Source organism: Oceanobacillus senegalensis (genome assembly GCF_900176885.1).
Taxonomy (GTDB): domain Bacteria; phylum Bacillota; class Bacilli; order Bacillales; family Amphibacillaceae; genus Oceanobacillus; species Oceanobacillus senegalensis.
In genome coordinates, this window is the sequence record NZ_LT839648.1 from 4,149,206 (window position 1) to 4,171,113 (window position 21,908).

Annotated in this window: 18 protein-coding genes; 10 read left to right on the plus strand and 8 right to left on the minus strand. The window is 37.3% G+C overall.

Annotated features, from left to right (window positions below):
• The first annotated feature begins 26 nt into the window (after positions 1–26).
• The 4 genes from CAO17_RS20040 (at position 27) to CAO17_RS20055 (ending at position 3,190) form a co-directional block, all read left to right on the plus strand.
• On the plus strand, positions 27–815 hold the full coding sequence (locus tag CAO17_RS20040) for a DUF2935 domain-containing protein (RefSeq protein ID WP_085994235.1): 789 nt from the start codon (positions 27–29) through the stop codon (positions 813–815).
• A gap of 121 nt (positions 816–936) precedes the next feature.
• Positions 937–1,512 (plus strand): YcxB family protein, encoded by a 576-nt coding sequence (locus CAO17_RS20045; RefSeq protein WP_085994236.1) that lies wholly within the window; start codon positions 937–939, stop codon positions 1,510–1,512.
• A gap of 198 nt (positions 1,513–1,710) precedes the next feature.
• Positions 1,711–2,433: a sulfite exporter TauE/SafE family protein gene (locus CAO17_RS20050; RefSeq protein ID WP_085994237.1), complete on the plus strand. Its 723-nt coding sequence runs from the start codon at positions 1,711–1,713 to the stop codon at positions 2,431–2,433.
• 355 nt (positions 2,434–2,788) lie between these two features.
• Positions 2,789–3,190, plus strand: a complete 402-nt coding sequence (locus tag CAO17_RS20055; RefSeq protein WP_085994238.1) for a DUF4183 domain-containing protein — start codon at positions 2,789–2,791, stop codon at positions 3,188–3,190.
• Positions 3,191–3,208: 18 nt separating this feature from the next.
• Here the strand turns inward: CAO17_RS20055 and CAO17_RS20060 are convergent, their stop codons facing one another.
• Together CAO17_RS20060 and CAO17_RS20065 are read right to left on the minus strand one after the other, a co-directional pair.
• Positions 3,209–3,490: a DUF4183 domain-containing protein gene (locus CAO17_RS20060; RefSeq protein WP_085994239.1), complete on the minus strand. Its 282-nt coding sequence runs from the start codon at positions 3,488–3,490 to the stop codon at positions 3,209–3,211.
• A 149-nt stretch (positions 3,491–3,639) separates the two neighbouring features.
• Positions 3,640–3,921 carry a DUF4183 domain-containing protein gene (locus CAO17_RS20065; protein WP_085994240.1) on the minus strand — a complete coding sequence of 94 codons (282 nt, stop codon included), beginning with the start codon at positions 3,919–3,921 and terminating at the stop codon, positions 3,640–3,642.
• A 1,245-nt stretch (positions 3,922–5,166) separates the two neighbouring features.
• Between CAO17_RS20065 and pgsB the strand changes: the two genes are divergently transcribed.
• The 4 genes from pgsB to CAO17_RS20080 all read left to right on the plus strand — a co-directional run bounded on the left by pgsB (position 5,167) and on the right by CAO17_RS20080 (position 8,971).
• The gene (gene pgsB, locus CAO17_RS20070; protein WP_085994241.1) at positions 5,167–6,414 is read left to right on the plus strand and encodes a poly-gamma-glutamate synthase PgsB; all 1,248 of its coding nucleotides are present in this window, start codon (positions 5,167–5,169) and stop codon (positions 6,412–6,414) included.
• 21 nt (positions 6,415–6,435) lie between these two features.
• The gene (pgsC, locus tag CAO17_RS20075; RefSeq protein ID WP_085994242.1) at positions 6,436–6,888 is read left to right on the plus strand and encodes a poly-gamma-glutamate biosynthesis protein PgsC; all 453 of its coding nucleotides are present in this window, start codon (positions 6,436–6,438) and stop codon (positions 6,886–6,888) included.
• Positions 6,889–6,907: 19 nt separating this feature from the next.
• Entirely contained in the window at positions 6,908–7,051 is a 144-nt protein-coding gene (locus tag CAO17_RS21215) for a hypothetical protein (protein ID WP_179152004.1), read from the plus strand.
• Between the two features lie 171 nt (positions 7,052–7,222).
• Positions 7,223–8,971, plus strand: coding sequence for a gamma-glutamyltransferase family protein (locus CAO17_RS20080; RefSeq protein ID WP_218775589.1), 1,749 nt, complete (start codon positions 7,223–7,225; stop codon positions 8,969–8,971).
• Between the two features lie 287 nt (positions 8,972–9,258).
• Here CAO17_RS20080 and CAO17_RS20085 read toward each other — a convergent pair whose 3' ends face one another.
• The 5 genes from CAO17_RS20085 to CAO17_RS20105 all read right to left on the minus strand — a co-directional run bounded on the left by CAO17_RS20085 (position 9,259) and on the right by CAO17_RS20105 (position 15,962).
• Positions 9,259–10,356: a metallophosphoesterase family protein gene (locus CAO17_RS20085; RefSeq protein WP_085994243.1), complete on the minus strand. Its 1,098-nt coding sequence runs from the start codon at positions 10,354–10,356 to the stop codon at positions 9,259–9,261.
• Between the two features lie 1,343 nt (positions 10,357–11,699).
• A complete protein-coding gene (locus CAO17_RS20090) occupies positions 11,700–12,791 on the minus strand; it encodes a GerAB/ArcD/ProY family transporter (protein ID WP_085994244.1) in 1,092 nt (363 codons plus the stop codon).
• A gap of 35 nt (positions 12,792–12,826) precedes the next feature.
• Positions 12,827–13,072 (minus strand): hypothetical protein, encoded by a 246-nt coding sequence (locus tag CAO17_RS20095; RefSeq protein WP_085994245.1) that lies wholly within the window; start codon positions 13,070–13,072, stop codon positions 12,827–12,829.
• Position 13,073: 1 nt separating this feature from the next.
• Positions 13,074–14,279: a Ger(x)C family spore germination protein gene (locus CAO17_RS20100; protein WP_218775590.1), complete on the minus strand. Its 1,206-nt coding sequence runs from the start codon at positions 14,277–14,279 to the stop codon at positions 13,074–13,076.
• A 21-nt stretch (positions 14,280–14,300) separates the two neighbouring features.
• Positions 14,301–15,962: a spore germination protein gene (locus tag CAO17_RS20105; protein WP_085994247.1), complete on the minus strand. Its 1,662-nt coding sequence runs from the start codon at positions 15,960–15,962 to the stop codon at positions 14,301–14,303.
• 277 nt (positions 15,963–16,239) lie between these two features.
• On the opposite strand from CAO17_RS20105, the gene CAO17_RS20110 reads away from it, so the two are divergent.
• Entirely contained in the window at positions 16,240–20,010 is a 3,771-nt protein-coding gene (locus tag CAO17_RS20110; RefSeq protein ID WP_085994248.1) for a chitobiase/beta-hexosaminidase C-terminal domain-containing protein, read from the plus strand.
• A gap of 206 nt (positions 20,011–20,216) precedes the next feature.
• Here the strand turns inward: CAO17_RS20110 and CAO17_RS20115 are convergent, their stop codons facing one another.
• Positions 20,217–21,119 (minus strand): copper amine oxidase N-terminal domain-containing protein, encoded by a 903-nt coding sequence (locus CAO17_RS20115; RefSeq protein WP_085994249.1) that lies wholly within the window; start codon positions 21,117–21,119, stop codon positions 20,217–20,219.
• Between the two features lie 318 nt (positions 21,120–21,437).
• Here CAO17_RS20115 and tatA point away from each other — a divergent pair, with 318 nt between their 5' ends.
• Positions 21,438–21,635: a twin-arginine translocase TatA/TatE family subunit gene (gene tatA / locus CAO17_RS20125; protein WP_085994251.1), complete on the plus strand. Its 198-nt coding sequence runs from the start codon at positions 21,438–21,440 to the stop codon at positions 21,633–21,635.
• The last annotated feature ends 273 nt before the right edge of the window (positions 21,636–21,908 follow it).

The window sequence follows — 21,908 nt, forward strand, 5'->3', positions numbered from 1 at the left end:
AGGAAGGAGTAATAGGGAGGGAAGAAATGGCTAATCCGATTGTTGTAAGGTCATTAGACGAAATTAGATTTTGGTCTAGAATTATGAAAGAACATTCCTTATTTTTAAGTTTGGGATTTACACATGATCAGAAAAAATTAATTGAAGAAGCACAGCAGTTTATTGATGTTTTTGAAAGAATAGAGGAGAAATTGAGTAGGTTCTCGGTAAACTCTGATTTGAGTCAAATTCGAGCTTTTAATAGTGAGGTATATCAAGCAGCAGTTGCCATATGGAACTATAAGAGGAAAGTGTTAGGTTTAACGTTACGGTGTGAAATTATTTCAAATAATTACCCTTTATTGGTTGACCACATTAGTAGGGAAGCAGCTTACTTTGCAAACCGATTAAAAGAACTAAATGAAGGAGTACTAGCCCCAAGAAAAGACGCTATTATTCAAGAGAATGTTTTCTTTCTTAAGATTATGGCCGATCATGCTAAGTTTATTGGCCATCTTTTAGACCCTTCAGAAAGAAAGTTAGTAGACCAGGCTAGAGAATTTAGTCACGATTTTGATCAATTGGTATTTCAAGCTGTCGATTTGGACTCAATGCGGCCACAATCTGAAACGAGACCCATACTTAGTCAATTTTTAGACCAAAATAGAGTATCCGTTGCGTCATTAAGGGATTTTAAGAAAACAGCACGAGAGTTAATAGAAGAATGTCGTATCAAAAGTAATATCCATCCGCTTTTGGCTGACCATACCTTTAGAGAAGCGGAGAGATTTTTAGAAATAATAGATTTATTTGAAGCTAGCTTACAAAGAGCATAATTTTGAACAAACTAGTGCGATTGCGGACAAGGCAGTCGCTTTTTTGTTTTCGGATTCGTACAGTTGTTAGTATGGATACTTTTTGTTAAGAATAAAACTATGATTGAGAGGGGGGGAGTAAATGGAAAATGAAAATGCGGAGATGATGCTAACAGGAAACATAACATATGAGGATTTTAAAAAGCATAACGCCTATCATACAAGAAAATTTCTGATTGGTCATTTTTTATTGGAGGTAATGGTATTAAGCGCATTAATTGTATATTTCTTTAATGAAATCGGTATTTTTTTATCTTTTGTTTTTGGATATTCCATATTCTTGGCTTGGATTAGTATAATAGTTGTTTCGTTACTCATTTCTTCTGTAATAGCAGTTCCGTTAACCTTGGTACTTATACTCTTGCTAAAATCAAGAGTTCGGAAGGAATATCAAAGCGATACACAAATCAAACGCGATGTTTCCTATGTGATTAGTAATCAGGGAATCCACCAGAAAAGAGGAAGGTCAAACACATATTTTGAATGGGGAGATATCGTTCAAGCATATGAACATAAAGAGATGTTTCGTTTGTATGTTTCCAAAAATAAAGCCATTCTGTTACCTAAGAGATTTTTTCGAACCAATAAAGACGTTGATGTATTTAAAAATATGATACAGAATAATTTAGATGATAAAAGGGTCATAATGAAAAATTAATTATTCCCCTTCTTTGTAACGGATGTAATGCTTCAATAAGTGAAGGCTCATTAGCCGAGCTAAGGTGCGCAAAGTATATTTCCGGAGCGGTTTGTCCCAGTTTCTCTTATTTTATCGATAACCCATTTCCTACAAGTATAAATTTAGTTAATGGAATCATTATAGTAATGGTCTTTTCTTTTCATTAGGAGGGTAACGTTGGGTACTGTATTATCTTTTTTTTGTATTATATTAGTGGCTTCTGTTTTACAAACAAGTACAGGTTTTGGGTTTTCCATCATGGCGACACCTTTTTTGCTACTGTTATTTCAACCGCAAGAAGCCATACAAATAAATATCATTTTATCTTTCCTTATTTCCATTTCATTGATATGGAAAATAAGAAAAGACATTGACTTTTCAATTATAAAGAGGTTTGTTATCGGGAGTATCGTCGGAGTACCCTTTGGTATAATCATTTTTATCACCATGAATATAACCGCTTTTAAAATAGGGGTTAGTATACTCCTTTTAGTATTAACATTGCTGTTGATATTGAATTTTAGAGTAAAGCCAACTCGCATCAGAGACTTCATCGTTGGAGGGTTATCCGGTCTTTTAACAACAAGCATTGGTATGCCAGGTCCTCCATTATTGCTTTATTTTACAGGAACGGATACGGAAAAAGGGAAGTTAAGAGCAACTACGTTAGCCTTTTATCTGTTTATCTATTTTATTAGTCTTATTACCCAAATCATTTTTACTGGTACAAATAAATTAATATGGGAATCAAGTCTTTATGCAATTCCCATCGTATTTTTAGGGTTGTTTATAGGTCAAATTATTTTCAAATGGCTTAATCAACAGATTTTCAAGGTATTTACATATATTCTTTTGAGTTTTACAGGTATTTATCTTCTTATCGAAAGTTTGTATTCATAACATGTGTTGAACAATGGGGGGGAATTGCTCTATAAGTGATAGTGGACCTTCTGAATCAACGGATGATTATATGTGTATTGATGTAATATACCCTCATCATGTGTTTTGGTCTAACACGTTTATGATGCTGCCATTCTAAACGAAACAAGGAAATGTGATAGGACTTGTAAATCTCGCAGGTTTATTTCCAAATCTGTGTTCGCTCTAATTACCAAAGTTTCCATTATATTTTCTGACATCTAAAAATTATTTGCGCTTTCCGGAAAGAATTTTACCAAAGTAGGCCACAGTCATACAACTTTTTATCATCGTTTTCATAAGTAATAATAACGAATAGGAGAAAGAAGGGTAACCAATGGCCTCTTATAATAATCCCCATCGTCATAATAAACATATCGTTTCTGTCCCTAAGGTTTATGATTGGTTGAATTCGACAGATACGTTTAATATAAAAATTAATATGCAATGTAAGTGTCAGAGGAATAATGGCATTATCCAGGCCGATAACTATCAATACTATGCCATTTCAGATGGTATAAAATCCATTTATACGAATGAGGATGAATTACAGGAATACGGAGATAGAGGTATTTTAGATCCTGCGTCTGTTTCCTATATGAATCTTTTCATTAACGGAATATTACAGCCGCAGAATCAATATGAGGTGAAAAAAGGGAGGCTCATCTTTACCTCTGGAGATGTACCAGAAAGAGGGAGCCCCATTATTCTTCAATTTATTACACTTCAATTATCATAAAAGTTAATGGTTGAATGATTAGTTGACTACAATTTCAACGATAACTGGTGTTGCACCATCAAGTGTATCGCCATCTGGGATAGTTATAGCAGTGGTCGAGATGGTTGAGACATCAGTAGTTTGCACCATTCCATTTATATATAAAATGTAATAGCTTGGCAATGGAAATGCAGTAGCAGCGGCACCTGTGTCATCCGTAAAAGAAGTTGCGTCAATTTCGAATGCCTCTCCTGTCCCTGTACCAGCTCCTATAGTAGAAACAAATTTTCTAGAGCCCAAAAATGGTCTAACGATTGGCATCCTATCCCCTCCATTTCATTAGTAACTAGGGATTAGGAAGAAATCCCTTTCCCTATTATAGTATTGAGTTGTCCATTCTTAGAAACCTCACATACCCTAAGATACAAGTATAATTTTCCATATTCCCTTTAAAGGTAAGGGTTGAATGACTAGTTAACTACAATTTCAACAATAACTGGTGTTGCACCATCAAGTGTTTCGCCATCTGGGATCGTTATAGCAGTGGTCGAGATGGTTGATACATCAGCAGTTTGCACCATTCCATTTATATATAAAATGTAATAGCTTGGCAATGGAAATGCAGTAGCAGCAGCACCTGTGTCATCCGTAAAAGATGTTGCATCAATTGCAAATGTTTCCCCTGTCCCTGTACCGGCTCCTATGGTAGAAACAAATTTTCTAGAAGCTAAAAAAGGTCTAACGATAGGCATTTTATTCCCTCCATTTCATTAGTAAATAGGGATGAAGAAGAAATCCCTTTCCCTACTATAGTATTGAGTTGTCCATTTTTAGAAACGTCACCTAACCTATGATATAAGTATAATTTTCCATCCTCCCTAATTCGGCATGAAATGGTTTCCGGATAGAGAATTTGTTGGTGAAACACACATGGATGTACGTATACCAAATGTTTCATAGGAAGGAAATAGACCGTTTACATGTACAAAAGTAGCCTGAAGACACGTTTGATGTTCTTTTCCTCCTTTTCGTCATTCGCATACATTCCTCTCTGTATCATTAAAATATCTCCAATATGCTCTTATTTTCTTAGAATTTCATAAACAGCTATTTCAGAATGGGATGGCGAATGTATGAAAGCCTTTCGCAGTTTCTTTCTCCCTCGTTTCGTTTTTTTCGTTAGTCCTTTACAATACCCAGAACACCCCAATTACATAGTGATGTACACCAAGAACGCTAAGAACTCCTGGCGCAGCAACCTAGTTGGTGCTAGTAAATAGGTTAGTATTACTTCCCGAAACTCCCATGTATAAAGAAGCCCTTTCATCATTACCTCCTAGTAAGTAAGAGGTGATTCTCCTTTCAGGTTGTGAAGAAATTGACCTAAACTATCCCGTACATTCATGGCTAAGGTATTGCAGATTAATGAGCAGTATTACCTCCACATGAAACATGCAAGAATAACGAATCCTTTAGGTGAGGGGTGAAAGAAACGCCTATTGATTGAAGATTTACTTTATGCTGATCTTAAAACAGGGGAAATTCCTCTGCTTTTATTATTTTATTCCGATGTTTTACCAGTTTTCATCTCAAATGAATAGTAGTTGCTTTGATGGATATATGAGACATCCGAATGAGATTTACACTATTTTATTACCTCCTTTTTAATTATTTTAATAACAAACAACCTTATTGCTAAAACTCAGGATATTTCATTCTGTAAAATGAATGAAATATAACGTAATTCAAACTTAATATCCTTGTGAAATATAAGTAATATAACCGTAAAAAAGTTTAATATTTTGTAAATTAGTTTAACATACTCTAAATATGTTGTAACAATATTGTAATTATTCAGTTTATCTATGGAATTAAGCAATAATGTGTAGTAATATGTTGATTGATGTTTGGTAGACGTCGATATTAATCGATTGACAGAGTTGTGAAAGTCTATCGTGCCAAATGTTAATATGCTGATTTTAAGGAGGTTTTAAAAGGTGTATCTGGTTACTTTATTGAGTTGTATGTTGTTTGTTCTAGGTATGGTAGAAAAAAGGAAGCACCAAAGAAAAGTAGATTCGATACCGATTCGCATTAATGTTAATGGGATAAGAGGTAAGTCAACAATTACTAGATTGATAACATGGGCAATTATGGAAGATGGTTATAAAGCGGTAGGAAAAACTACTGGGACAAGCGCAAGAATGTTTTATTGGAATCGTGAAGAAGAAGAACCAATTATCAGAAGACGCGAAGGTGCAAACATAAAAGAGCAAAAAAATATCGTTAAAAAAGCGTCAGATGTCGGGGCAGAAGTACTAGTAAGTGAGTGTATGGCAGTTAATCCCGATTATCAACGAGTTTTTCAAAAAGACCTTTTACAAGCTAATATCGGTGTGATCATCAATGTTTTAGAAGACCACATGGATGTTTTAGGTCCAACTTTAGATAATGTTGCAGAATCATTTACACATACTATCCCTTATAATGGGACGTTAATTATCGAAAAAAATGAGTATGAAAATTATTACAAGGAAATTGCAAAACAAAGAAATACAAGAGTAATCGTTGCCGATGAAAGCAGAGTTAGTGAAGAATACTTATTAAAATTTGAATATATGGTATTTCCGATCAATGTAGCCATTGCATTAGCTGTTGCAGAAGCGTTAAACATTGAGGAAGAAGTTGCTTTAAGGGGAATGTTGAAAGCTAATCCTGATGTTGGCGCATTGAAAATCATTCCAATTGGTAACCCTATGACTCCTTCCTATTTTGTAAATGGATTTGCTGCAAATGACTCTGCATCAACGTTGAATATATACAATAGAGTTCGCATGCTTGGTTACTATCCTGACAAGTTAGTTGTCATCATGAATTGTCGTAGTGATAGGGTCGATCGAACCGAATCATTTGCAACCGATGTGTTACCTCATTTGGACATGGAGGCACTTTTTCTTATCGGTCAAACTACAAAGCCTATAATAGATAGCTACCAAGAAGGAAATATAAATGTAGAGAATCTTTACAATTTAGAGGGGATAGAAACACGTGAAATAATGGAAAATTTGGAAGATTATTTACATGATCATACGATTTATGGGATTGGTAATATTCATGGGTCTGGTGAGCCATTAATTGAAGAATTAGAAGCATTAAAAGTGGAAGAGAAAGTCAACATGAAAGATTACCAAATAAACGATGATGAAATGGTAATGGAAGAAGAAAAAGAATTGGTATTAAACTAAGGAAACCAGGGGGAGAAAATAATGGTCACAGATGCGTATATAGCATTAGCAGTAGGTGCTTTTTTTAGTTTGTTATATGTAGAAAGAACTGGTATTTTACCAGCAGGGATCGTTGTGCCAAGTTATTTAGCATTAACATTTACTTCACCAATGATTATTGTTGGCACATTATTTATTGCTTTTATCACGTATTTATTTGTCATGAAAGTAATCGGCCGCTTTACTGTCTTATATGGTAGAAGAAAGTTTACTGCCATGTTACTTTGTGGGATTATCTTTAAAATAATTTTTGACCAATTCGTAAATATTCCTACGACTTTAGGAATGATAGAATTGCAGGTATTAGGGATGGTAGTTCCGGGAATCATTGCCAATACCATTCAAAGACAGGGTGTCATTCCAACGGTTAGTAGTACAGTGCTTCTTAGCGCATTGACCTATTCTGTTTTACTTACATATAATTCAATTGTTTAATAGATAGGAGAGGTTAAAATTGGAATCAAAAGTAAATCAAAAATTGTCGTTTAAAGAATGGATGTTAAAACATACGAAAAGTGAACAAAAGAAAGCAGACGTACATTCCATTATAGCTTCTATTATTACTTTGGTATGTATATTGTTATATGAAATGCTATAATATGACTAGAAGAAAATTTTAAAAATAAAATCATGTTAGAGACTGGGACAAAAGTGTTTCAAACCAAATGAAATCCGAACCGCGCATTTCGTTCGTTCGTGTGATGCAATGTTCGGATTTGGTTTAAACACGTACATTATGTCCCAGTTTCTTTTGACTGAAATAATTAGAGTGAAAAAGGAAAAAATTAAAAGAAAGACAGAAATTAGTTCAACCAATCGTATTAGTATAGTGGTTTTTTCTTTACACGAAGTTAAACCCAAAATTGTATTTAATGAATGGATGCTACAAATGAAAAAAGTAAACAGATCTGATTTTTATAGAACAAATATAATCATTTTAGTGATTATTTTATTTATACATTTTTTACTCATTCCTTTATTGAACAAAGAAGATAGTGAAAACAATCCCATACCAAAATTGAACGAGATTGTGAAGAATGGAAAGGAAGACTTTGGTGTTGCAAGTGATAATCCAATTGCAACGAAAATCGGAATGGAAGTTTTAGAAAATAGTGGAAATGCTGTCGATGCATCGATTGCTGTTGCTTACACATTAAATGTTGTAGAGCCTTCTTTATCGGGTATTGGTGGTGGTGGAACGTTAATGGTCATGGAACCTGATGAAGAACCCATTGTTTATGATTATCGTGAGACGGCACCAAAGGATGGAAATATTTCTAGTAAGGGAATTGGTGTCATGGGCTTTGTGAAAGGTATGGAGGAAGTCCACGATGATTATGGAGACCTTCCTATGGATGCTTTAATGGAATATGCCATAAACATAGCAGAGAATGGATTTGAAGTATCCGAGACGTTACATGAAAGATTAGAAGGCGCAGATTATCGGTTGGATGATGAAGAGCTTCCATATCTATTTCCAAATGGGGAGGCAGTAAAAGAAGGAACAATCATAAAACAGCCAGAAATGGCAGAAACATTACAACTGATTCAAAAAGAAGGTACGGATGCCTTTTATGAAGGTGACATTGCAGAAGAAATAAATGATGAAGTGCCTAGTATCGAATTAAGTGATTTAGAGGACTATGAGGTAGAAGTAAAGGAGCCCTTAAGTGTTGATTATAAAGGGTATACGGTCTATTTACCACCACCCCCTAGTGGAGGAATTATGATTGGTCAACAATTGTCGATGGCGAAATACCTCGATTACGATGAGACGTATGACTTTTACAATAATATCAGTATTACCAATCGCCTTGCTTATCGGGAAAGATATGAAAAAGTTGGAGATCCAAACTTTGTAGATGTGGAAACAGATAAAATGTTAGAGGAAGAACATATAAAAGAATTAGTAAGAAATAAAGACGAGGATTTACAAACAAAATTAGATTCAAAAGGTGATATGGAAGATCACGCAAACACAACTCATTTTGTAGTAATAGACAAAGATGGAATGATGGTATCATCTACGAATACGTTAAGTAACTTTTTTGGGTCAGGAGAAACGGTAGAAGGGTTTTTCTTGAATAATCAATTAGACAATTTCAGTCTTAGCGAATCTTCTCCTAATGAATTAGAGGGTGGAAAAAGACCATTTAGCTATACTTCACCAATGATTGTTGCAGAAGATGGAGAACCTATACTTGGAATAGGCAGTTCAGGAGGTAGACGAATAACTTCCGTATTGACTAGTATTTTAGTGCACTATTTTGATCAAGATGTTCCTTTACAAGAAGCTATTGACAAACCAAGGTTTTTTATGGAGTTAAATGAAGATGTGATATTTTTTGAGGATGAAATAGATAATGAATTAGAAGAGAAATTTGAATCAGATGATTTTGAGGTAAGAGAAGATTATCGATCTGTTTATTTTGGTAGTGTAGAAGCATTAGCTGTGGAAGATGGGGAAATAGTTGGCGGATCGGATAAAAGAAGGAATGGAAAATGGTTAAGTAATTAAAAATGGTTCAAGTTATACTGTTTGGAATTGGGGTAGGGAAGAGGTACATCTTCCTAAACCAATTCATTTTTTTTATGGAGGAAAACTACTATGTTTAATGAAAAACACATGTAAGTACGTAAATTTAGATAGAAAAGAAAGCTAGAAGGTTCTCTTTTTAGTTAAAACGATTGGAATAATCTTTGGGTAGAAAATGTAAAAGCCACCCAATCCTTTCTGAGAGGGTGACCTATTCTTTAAGGTTTCCTTGGTAATCGACCAACCGTATAATGGCAATCGATTCTTATCTACTGTATTCCATAATCTTTAGCAAAAACCATTTTGGTGTCAACCAATACATCTTCCGCATTTTCATCTAAGTTGAACACTCGGGCACCACGTAATCTGTCATTTTCTTCTCCGCCAAGGCCATAGGCTCCAAACCCTACGCTTCCTGCATAGCCTAATTTGATTCCATAATAGTCACCAACATAGGTATTGATATGATCATGGCCAGAAAATACCCCTTTTACGTCGCCCCTCTCTAACATAGCTGCAAACATTCCGCTGTTAAATGGACCAGAACAAACACACTCATTCTTTTCCCCTTTGATAGTATGCTTTTCTACAGCTTTTTTGTGGCTTTCTTCTGTTTCTTCAGATGGGCTACCATACCACATATACTTAAATTCTGGGAGTGGAATATGCATGAACGCTAATGAAGGAACCTTATGTCCGGTTGTTTGCTCCAGCTTTTTAGAGGTTTCATTATACCACTGAACTTGATCGTGGCGAAGCCAATCCCAGGTATGGTAACCTTCAAAGTCTTGTCCTGCCATTTCCTTTGGTGCATATCTACCACTGTCAAATAGCCAAATATTAAATGCTGGCTTTGTATTTTTGGAATTTTTGATAACAAGGTTTGTATTTCCTGTTCCGGTAATATCTTTTGGTCCGCGCTTATTAACATTATGTTCATAAGACATATAGATCTCAAGCATTTCTTCTTCATCTAATCCGGTCTTTGGTGTATGGTCCTCATCATGGTTGCCAAAGGTTACTGCCCATTGTACCCCTCTATATTCCATCGGTTGGGCAATAGTATGTATGGCCTGCTTCACCTCATCCGGTGTTTCCAGATTAGCATTAAGCATGTCCCCATTTAAAATGGCTAAATCAGGCTTCTGCTCATCAAGCACAGAATTCATTAACTCTATCGTCCGGGCATCGATATCCTCATCATCCTGAATGTCATTAAACTGAACAATTCGATACTTCCCATCCGAATTGAATTGCAGCTTCTCATTTTCATTTGTTTTCCCTTGAACAGGGGTACTGAAAGAATTTGTTGTGATTAAGACAGCGATAATCGCAGTGGCAATAATACCTAGAAATTTGAATTTCACAAAAAGACCTCCTTCTTCTATTAAGTATTCTTTACTACATCAAATTAAGTTTACTAGATTCGTATTAATTCTATATCAATTCACTTTAAAGGTTATGTAAAATTTTCTGTGGATTTATGGAATGGTTTCCTATCTAAGGTAGTGGCTGTTGTCGATTTTTATGACAGAGTTGGAAGGGTTAATGTGCAGTAACTTGTTAAGGTAAGTTTATACCGCTACGGAAATACACTGCGCTTTCCGTGGGCGGCTGCTGAGCCCTCCTCGTGCTACGCACTCCGGGGTCTCACCTAGGCCTCTGCTCCCACAGGAGTCTTCGTGTATTTCCTCCGCTGGTGTTGTGTTTCAACTTTCTCATTCAATTATCAAAAAGATGATGTGATGAAAAAGTAATTTTCCCTAATATTAAAATGGTTGATTGGAGCGGAGGACAGTCGATTCCTTGAAAAAGAAAATCACTTTTTTTGCGTGTGATGTGACGCTGACGGAGCTTCCTTGTCGTTGTGAGAATAGCGCGTGTCTGAAGACTCCGAAGCGGTGACCTTCCGCAGCGGTATATATGCACACATTCTCACAAGGTTACTACGCATTCTATCTATTATGTACTCTCGTAGAAATCATGATTAAAACGTTTATAAATTAGGTATATTATCATATTGAAAAACATATTTAACTATGATAGAATTTTAGGACAACCAAGATATAATCATAAAATTTAGAAAGTTCCACCAACTATAGTGACACTGGGTACAATTGAATAGAGGGGAGGTAATCGTGTGAAATTTAGAGATGTTATCGCCTTGTTAGCCCTCTTATGTACGTTTGGAACATTCTTAATTGCCATGCTAAACTTTGTCCTTACTATATTATAATACCTCTATATCTCATTCATTATTGAAATGTACAAACCCTCTCTTTTTCGTTTAGTTGAAATAGTTATTTTTCCAGTCTTCTACTAAAAAAGGATAAAAGGGGGTGAATTGTTCGTTTCTCTATTTAAAAATCAAAAGGTTTGTTTTTGAAATGCCTCAGATGAAACGCTTCGGTGTTATCGAACTCAAGTAGATTCATTCGTCTCTTCATTTACCTTAACATTTCATATGTCCTATTTAACCTAATATATTCATTCCTTGTTCATGTGATTATCCATATTCGCACAAAGCTTGGATCTTTTTTGTATCAAGTAAAAATCCATGAACCAGATAAGCTTTTTAGTAATCTCCGTATTTCCTTTCCTAACGACTACCTATTTCTCCAGGTATATCTACTATTTCTGATATGTTATATCGTCCCATTTAAATGATATATGTACGAAGATAATCGTACGGGAACGTTGATGGATTGGACTATGTTTTTCTTTGTCTTATCTTACCTACCATCAACAGAAGCAATGGGAGACATAACCCTATGGTAGCTGAAAAAAACACCCAATAATATGCGATTAGCTCGTAATAGTAAACAATATTGGGATACAATATGAACCCAAGTATAATGAGAATAAAACTTAATGGCGTTGAAAGCGTGGAGGGGCTTTTCAATTTAAAAAAGTGGCTGAATCCTAGCGAAAGAACATAGAAATTTACGGTAATTTTAAAGAAAATCGTGAAAAACCAAGCAATCGCAACCAGAATCTCAATTCGTTCTAGGAAATTGGCAATACTAATTTTCTTCCCTAAAATATAAGTTGGGTAGGCTTGTCTAGCCGTAAACTCTGGTCCTAACACCGTCAAACACATAAACGTGATGAGAAATAAGAGGAAAGATGCAACGATGGTTCCGATATAAAACCCCTTTTTCGCTTTTTTAAAGGCATTCACATATGGAATAATAGCGAGAAATACGACCAGTTCGAGATAAGGGATACCTAATGTTGGGAGGGCACTAACAAACGTTGCACTCGGTTTCTCTGCTAGAATGGGTTTCACTCTCGATAGATCGGCATCAGGAGATACGAGTATAATTAACAACATTAACGAAATAAAAGCATACGGAACAAAAATCTCACAACTCCTTCCAATTACTTCTAAGCCTAGTTTTATCGCATATAAACTAGTTAAAACAAAGATCAACATAATAAAGGAAATCGGCGTCCCTAACATAATATGTGTAATCATAAAATCGCCAATCTGTCGTAAATTGGTTGCAGTAAGAAATAACATAAATAGTAAAAACAAGAGAATAACGATTTTTCCCATCCATTTTCCTAATATGGCTTCCATTAATTCAAATAGATTCTTATTCGTATCCAAGGCGGAAACGTGAACCAATAAAAATACAATACCAATCCCAATGACTGCGGCAATGATCGATGTAATCCAGGCATCCGTACCCGCATAACCAGCTGTTAGGGCTGGGTGCACAATAATACTTGTCCCTAAGGAATACATGAAAACCAATAGCATAAATTGTCTAGCACTAATTTTCCCTTTTTCTAGCACATTTACCCTCCTTTTTCTTTCGTTACGTTACCTGTTCACAAATAGCTTTCTAATAGATTCCTTAACGGATGAGCGAATGGTTCATATATCCATTTCACTGCCTCCGTTGGATTAGGAAGCGAAACGTCAAAGAGGTAAAGAAGCGTAAGCGATAAAGCAATAACCGAAAAAACAAGGTGAATCATGGTATCTTTCATGGAGGTTGTATCTTTTTTTACCTGGGACCTATCCCATTTAAAAATCAAACCAGCTAATATAACGGCAAATATTGCTTTAACCATCTTACTCCTCCTTTTGATTCATCGGATTTTGTATATCGTTAAAAAAGGATTGGTTGGTTGTCCCCGTTCCTTTAATTTGTACATCCAATTTTATGTTCACTTCCAATTGATTGGAAAAAACGTCATCCCAATTGTTTTCAACTGTTTTCCAGTAGGTAAAATGATTTTTTTTAAATTCTTCGCCAAAGCCAAAGATATCGGTCCCCATTTCCTGTATTCCCTTGACACTTTCTTCCATTAGTTTGCCAAGATCCTTTTCCACCTTTTTTTGCAACCTGGTGATTTCCGTGGAGTCGGTGAGGTCTAAGACACAGGATACATCAGCTATATTGGTTTGTTTCGTTATGGTCACGTCGATGGTTGGGGTATTTCCTTTTACTTTCGCTTTTTTCTCTGTGTTGGAATTCAATACTTCTAGACTCAAGTTCCCCTTTTCTCCACAAGGAATCGTAATGACGGTACTTTTAACCTTATTAGCGATATTGTTTAGCATTCTTGTTTGATTTTCATTTAGCCAACCCACGAATTTATCATCTTGAAAAGCACCTTCATGATAGGCCCCAATCATGGTGAACGGTACGATATTTTCTACGTTAGGGAGTTTCGAACCAGCTTCTGGATCACCTATAATTTGAAGTCCTGTAATACTAGCCTCTTTCCCTTTGGATGTAACAGCAGAAATTAACTCATCAATTTCTACAGAAGCAACCCCTGACCAAACTTCCTCGGATGTTTGAATCATTCCCCATAGTTTATTGGCTGGTATTTTTTCAAGTGGGGTCAAAATTTCCAGGACGTTTTTCGCACTGTCATCCTTCACTACTGCAAAAAGGAAATCGGTTCGCATCTCATGATCTCTCGAAAGTAAATCTAATATCCCTGCAATCCCGTCCCTTGCAAATTCCTCCCCTAATATAATGATGCGTAAATGACTAAAATACATTCTTCGAGGAACCGTAGTCGTTAATCTTCGAAGCGCCTCCATTAATGTATCTCCAGTTTCTGTATACGAATTAACAGGAGACCTTGTTGTTAATGTATCCCCAGCAAGTTCACTTGGATTTAATATTTGAACGGTTACTTTATATTTATCTTCTTCTTTATCAATTCCTAGTGCTGTGACAATGGATAGATCAGCTAATTCCTCCGAATCCCAACAACCAGACAGAAGGCTTGTCATAAATAGGATGAGGCTAATCATCATCATTCGCTTCAAGGTCACTCACCATCACTTTCTATTTGGCGAAGGTTTATCCGTGTTTTCCCGAACTATGTTCTTTTGGTTCATTAATCGTGGTCTTGTGCTAATTCTCCATAATGGCATACGGATTAAGGCATCTTTTTGATCTTGGATAATCATGGGTCCCATCGGAGATAAGTATGGAATGCCAAAAGAGCGCAAACTCGCTAAATGTAACACCATGAAAATCACTCCAATAATGATGCCAAGTAATCCAAACGATGCTGCTAATGTCATAAAAGGATATCGCAATATTCGAATGGAACTGGACAAATCTGGACTGGGTATAAGGAAACTACTAATCGCTGTTAAGGATACTACGATAACCATCGCGGCCGATACAAAACCTGCTTGTACCGCTGCTTGTCCCACAACTAATGCTCCAACAATGGAAATAGCAGAACCAATTGCTCTGGGCATTCGTGTACCAGCTTCACGTAAAATATCAAACACAAACTCCATGATTAAGGCCTCAACGAATGCAGGAAATGGGACCCCTTCCCGTTGTGCCGCTAGACTAATTAATAGTTGGGTAGGAATCATTTCTTGATGAAACGTAGTTAAAGCGATATACATAGACGGTGTTAACAGTGCTAAGAAAAATCCTAAATAGCGCAAAAGTCGTAACATGGTACCAATATCTACTCTTTGATAGTAATCCTCACTCGATTGAAAAAAGTCAATGATTAAGGTGGGAACCAGTAATACAAACGGAGTCCCATCTACAATAATCGCTACTTTTCCCTCTAGTAACCCTGCACAAATCGTATCTGGCCTTTCTGTATTGTAGACCGTTGGAAATGGAGAGTAAGGGCTATCCTGAATATATTCTTCAATATAGCCACTTTCAAGGATGGCATCTGTATCGATAGCATTTATCCGCTTTTTTACTTCTTTCACGATTTTTTCATTCACAATGCCGTTTATATAGCAAATCGAAACATCTGTGTGTGTTTTTTTACCAATTACTTTGTTCTCAATCCATAAATTCGGATCTTTAATTCTCCTACGAATAAGGGAAGTATTGATTCTTAATGTTTCGGTAAATCCCTCTCTAGGTCCGCGAATAACCGTTGTAGAGGAAGATTCTTCTACAGCTCTCGATTCATATCCCTTGGAACCAATGGCAAAAGCCGTTTCATATCCATCCAATAAAATAACCGAATCTCCAGCAAGGATAAAACTAAACAATCCCTTGTAATCCTTACATTCCTCCACTTCACTATTCGCTAATGTTTGCTCTTTCATGACCTTAAACAGATCTTTCTCTTGAGGCTTCGTTTTAGGCTTGATCAATGATTTCTTCTTTTTCTGTAACCCATCCTGAGGATTCGATGATTCCTTTTCAGAGCTTCCCGCACTATCTTCATCTGGTAAATCAACTAGGCGTAAATCAATCATCAATGTTTCCGTAATAAAATTTTGAACAAACATTTTACTAGCCATACCGTCCACATACAGTAAAGCAGCCTTTACTGGTTGGGTCGAACCGATTTTAAATTCCCTTACAACAAGATCCGAGCTATCCCCAAGCAACGCTTTCACATGATCAAGCGTTTGTTTGATATCTTTGTGTAAAGGAGTAGCCAAATCGGAAGGTATATTCTCTACTTCCATTGGTTCTTTCTTCTTTTTTAGCCATTTCCTCATATACCCCAAGCTCCTAATTAAGAATTTGTAAGTTTTTTCCGCGGTGATTAAACATAGTATTCGCTAATAAAAGAAAAATATGAAGGGAGCAAATAAAGAATGGAAGGTTCACTTTATAAGCCTTCTTCCTTGTATTAGACCTCCTTTACCAATTATTTACAATAAATAGATATGGAATTAATACTCCTATGTTTTAATGGGTAGTGGTGAAATGTAAGTATAATGGTGGGAAAACGGTTTAGGATTCAAAAAATTCTTATCAATGGGAGTGGATGTAATGGGGAAAGGAAATAAAAAGAAAACAGTAAGCTCTTTTCTAGCAACGTCCATGGCTGCTCATGCGCTTGTTCCAGTTCTTCCCGTCGCAGCTAGTGCAGAGGCGGTAGCGACGGATTTAATGATTTCGGAATACATAGAGGGCAGTGGTTTTAATAAGGCATTGGAGCTTTATAATGTGACGGCTCATGATATAGACTTAAGCGAGTATACATTGGAACTATATTCGAATGGGGCCACGGAAGCTAGTCAATCCGTCCAATTAGAAGGGAATCTTGCAAGTGGTGATACCTATATTTTGTATCATGGTCAGGCGGATGAATCCATCCAAACGAAGGGGAATCAAGCATCTAGCCGTGTTATTAATTTTAACGGGGATGATGCGATCGTACTTAAAAAAGCAGGGAAAGTGATTGATTCCATTGGTGAGGTTGGAAAACGTGATACGTTTGGAAAAGATACAACACTAGTACGAAACCCATCCGTTACGACAGGGGATACCACTCTGGATGATGCGTTTGAAACAAATGAATGGACATCCCATGCAAAAGATACGTTTGATCATCTTGGTACACATGTTATGGATGGTTCAGCTGGTGAGGTAGATCCAGAGAATCCTCCAGAAGAGGGGGATCCTGTACAAGCTGTAACCGCCTCTCACGCGAGTGGAACGATTCCAGTTGGGACAGAGGTAGAACTTACGACATCCACAAGTGATGCGCAGATTTACTATACAACCAATGGAGAAGATCCAAGGGAAGCAGGACAACTTTATGAAGAACCAATTGTTGTCGATAGAGATATGACCGTTAAGGCCTATGTGGCAAAAGATGGTTTGGAGGATAGTGCTGTCAACGAATTTGACTATATCGTTTATGATGTAGAAGAAGGCCTAGAAATCCATGATTTACAAGGAGAAACACATGATTCGCCATTTGATAATAAGACGGTAGAGGATATCCAAGGCGTTGTGACTTATAAATATGAATTAGGTGGAAACTACTATTTCCATTTCCAAACCCCAGATGAATTAAAAGATAATAACCCCAAAACATCAGAAGGTATGGTTGTTTTTACGGGAAATCAGGAAGTATCGGTGAATGTGGGGGATTTGGTGAGTGTTACTGGTGAAGTGGATGAATACCATATTGACGGCTATTATGACACGAAACAAGAAACCGATTTGCCTGTTACACAAATCAATGCAAGGGATGACCGTGGTGGAATGGTAACGGTTGTGGAGAAAGATGTACGCCTTCCAGAGCCTGTTGAAATTACGAGTGAAAATCTCCCAAGGGAAGTCATTGACAATGATGGTTTTACAGTATTTGACCCTGAAGAAGATGCGATTGATTTCTGGGAAAGCTTAGAAGGAATGCGGGTAGAGGTTGGAAATGTAAAAGCCATTGCACCACAGGAACATGGTGATCTCTTCACCGTTCTTGAGGAAAGGGAAACAGATACACTCCATGGTGGGGTACTTCTTACAGCGGATGACCCAAATCCTGATCGCATTTCATTTAAATTGTATGATAATGAGGAAGCGAGGGATTTCGAAGTAGCAACAGGGGATACATTTGAAGGTCCGATGGTTGGTGTCGTGAATTATGGCTTCCAAAATTATAAAATTTATGCTGATTATGAAGAATTGAAGGATGCACATGTTGTTGGTGATGCGGAGCCAGAGCAAACCACACTGGAATGGCATGAAAATAAATTAACGATTGCTTCCTATAATTTGGAGAATTTTTCTAATAACAAGTCGGAAACAAGCGATGATAAAGCAGCTAAATTAGCCAGAGCCTTTGTAAAGGATATGAAGAGTCCAGATGTTATTGGTGTCACGGAAGTACAGGACAATAATGGACAAGATGCAGGGGATTCTGCTGCTGATGAAAGTTATGAGCGTTTAATCCAAGCGATTGTTGATGCAGGTGGCCCAAGATATGAATATGCCAATATTGATCCGGAAGTCAACCAAGATGGTGGCGCACCAAATGCGAATATCCGCGTCGGATTCTTATACAACCCAGAACGAGTATCTTTAACAGATGGACTCCCGGCTGGAGATGCAACAACGGCGGTAGGCTATGAAGATGGGCAATTAACCCACAACCCAGGGCGAATTGATCCGACCAATGAAGCATTTGAGGATAGCCGTAAACCACTAGCAGCTCAATTTGAATTCCAAGGGGAAGAAGTGGTTGTCATTGTAAACCATTGGAAGTCTAAATCTGGAGATACTCCATTATTCGGTTCCACCCAACCACCAGTATATGGTAGTGAAGAACAACGGAAGGCCATAGCGGATACGGTATATGGTTTTGTAGAAGAAATCAAAGCAGATAATCCCGATGCAAACATTGTGTCTGTCGGTGACTTTAATGATTTCCAATTCTCTGATGCACTGAAAATCCATGAAGGTGACCATATGACCAATATGATAAACCATGTGGAAGAAAAGGATCGGTATACGTATCTCTATCAAGGAAATTCACAAGTACTCGATCATATTTTAGTTTCTAACAATCTAGTGGATGCAACAGAAATAGATATTCTTCATATTAATGCCGATTTCACAGACATGGCAGGCCGTGCAAGTGATCATGATCCAGTGATGGTGCAAGTAGATTTGAAAGATACTGGTGATGCCGACGTATTAGATGATGCCGTTTTAAAAGCACAAGAAGCTATCCACTATTTTGACAGGGCCTCTTATTTCTGGTCAGCAGATGAAGAAAGACAAACCAAGCTAGATGAAGCAAGGTCAGCAGTAGAAGCCGTACGTGCGATAGATCCAGCATATGATACCAGTGCATGGGAGCAAATCCTGGATGATGCCCAACAAGTCATCGAGGAAACAATAGCATTGGAACAACAAGCGGAAAAAGTGAACGAAGCATTGAGAAATCTATCCTATGATGATCCTTTTGGCGAATATATTTTGACGGACGAGGCTCTAGAAGCAGCAAAAGCAGAATATAACGATGTCAAAGGATTGTATGATGAAGCAGTAGAAGCTGGCGCTACAATGTACATGTTTGATCTGGAGGGTCTCAATGCGTTGGAGTATCAAAAGAGAAAAATAGATACCTACCCTCATACCGTGGAAAACGTAACAGCAGCAGTACAAGCAGTAGAAAATGCTTCTTTCCATGATTTAGGAATCGAGGAAGATACAGATGAAGCGAAATTAGCAGCAGTGCAAGAAGTAGCGGACTTGGCAATCGATGAAGAACTGGAAGATCGAATGACTCGTAACACCGTCGAAACCGTAGTTACGTATAATGAAGATACGAATCAGTACGATATTGTAGTAAAAAGTAGAGACTGGGGATTATCACGTACAGTAAGTGTGGCCGCAACATTCGCTGGTGAACAGGAAGAAATTATTCCGGAAAACGTATACCAATACAACAACTTAAAGCGCGGAAAACTTGTCATCAACGAGCCAAGCGTATCCGTGACATTGAACGGTAAAACGGATATTAAAAATGGTGTTGATTTCAGAGGAAATTACGGAGTATTCGATGGGGAAGGGTTCGAGCGTGCAACAGTAAGCCTTAACCCGAAGTCAGGTGAAGCTATCATTGATTTTAACGGAACAATCGTAGAAAAAGTGATCATTCGTGATAAATTCGGGGGAAGTGTCAAGGAAATTAGAGGGGCAGAAAATATTAAAAGCCTTGAATTTACAAATGGGGTAGACGAAAATGCGATTCAAATCACAGATTCTAATGGAAAGCTGATAGAGGGAGAGGTTTCAGCATAAGTTGTGGTGTTAATAATTTGGATCAGACTGCAAACCTATATTTGCAAATTACTAGATTGTTTTGAGTCAAGAGGCTGGAATAGAGCGAAAGTGTATTTTCTCCGCTTAGCAGTTGGTGTGAAACACTTTGGCTATATCCCAGTCCTCTTTTTCCTTCTTAACAGTAAACCTAGTATCTAGGACAGACGTTTCGGTTTTCGTTGTTTTTATTCATCTTTCATTCTTTCTATAAATGAAACGGGTAGATACGTTTTTCCTGGTATGAGAAGGGCAGGAGCTAGTTCGAAATAGCGAAGGGCGTTGTTGTAACGATATGCCCTTTCACCACGTGTGATGGTGTAGGAATGGGATCCTTTAGATAGGGTGGCTCCTTTTTCTGTTGCATTCACCTTATAACCAAGCGCTTCAGCAAGGATCCGAAGCGGTACCATCTTTGTGCCGTCCACTTCATAGAAATCGTTGGCTATAATGTCTTCTACAACAGGATTTGGTGGGTTTTCCTGATGGGGTTCCTGTTCATCCAATACGACTATCTTATATGGTGATGTTTGTGCAGGAATGCTTCTTGTCGTGCGGGTATAAAATACGAGTAAATTCTCATCCGTCAAATCTGCCATTTCTACCTTTTTTCCTGATAAGCTAGATAGTTCAGTTTCCTTGCTTACCTTTAATTGTAATAACAAATTAGCATCGACTAAGTTTTGATTAAATGTTCCTACTACCGCAGTCCCCCTTGCTTCTGTTTCAACAACGACTACCTCTGGACTGTACTGAGGAGGATAGATAAATATGCGTGGTTTATCTGCGTACGTGTGGGCTGTTACCTTGTCTCCTTTTTCCAGCTCTACCTTTTTTCCTGTATTATCCAATACTAGCGTATCCGGTGTAACAACTAATACAAATTCATTATTCCCTTCTTTTATCGTATAGTAGTTAGCATGTTCACGTACATCGACACTTTCCACTGTTCCTGTATTTTTTATAAAGACGGGCTGTACTTCCTCCTGTTTCATGGGTTGTTCGGTTGTTGGCCGTGCTGTTGTTACGGCGGGGATGCTGCCTACGAATACTGCTGTCACAGCAATTGGTATAATCTTGGCCCATTTCATAAAATCACCCCCTTTTTTGAATTTTTCAGTATATTAGTCGATGGTAAAAAGAAAAGGTTACAGTGGGGGGGGATGGATCCTTTGGGGTTATTTTCCAACCCAGTTCCTTTTTTCGATCAAACGTTTGTTTTATACGGGATTTTTTTGGATGGATAAGGGGGAAGATGGGGATTTTGGGGCAAAAGCATGTTGTTGGCGTGAAATAGGTAACGAACAGGTGTCTCAAGAATTGTCATGATTTGTCCCATCACGTTGTGTAAACAGCTTTAGAAATGGAAATACTATAAGAAAATCGATGGTTGGATTGGAGGTTTTTTATTGGGTATCGCACAAATTGGTATTCCTGGTTTGATTCTTATCATTCTTCTAGCATTAATTATTTTTGGACCGAAAAGGCTACCGGAAATAGGAAAGGCGGCAGGACAAACATTAAAGGAATTTAAGAGTACAACCAATGATTTAATAAGTGATGACGACGATAAAAATGATAAGAATACGAATAACACCAACCAATGATAGGGCTACTATTTTAGGTGATAAAATATGTGATAGGAGAAGAAGTTTTGTAGAGGGTATCTGCAAGGCTTCTTTTTTGTGTTTGTACGGAAATCTACAACTTCCATTTTATAGGAGGTGACGACCTTCAGATGGAAGATTTCCTTTATGCGTGAGATGGCGCTATTGGTACCAATGCTACGAATCTTTCATGTTGCCATTAGCTAGAACCTGCTCCTCTGACCTCGACTTTTTTCGACTGTATAATGAAAAAATTCTTGATTTTTGGAATAG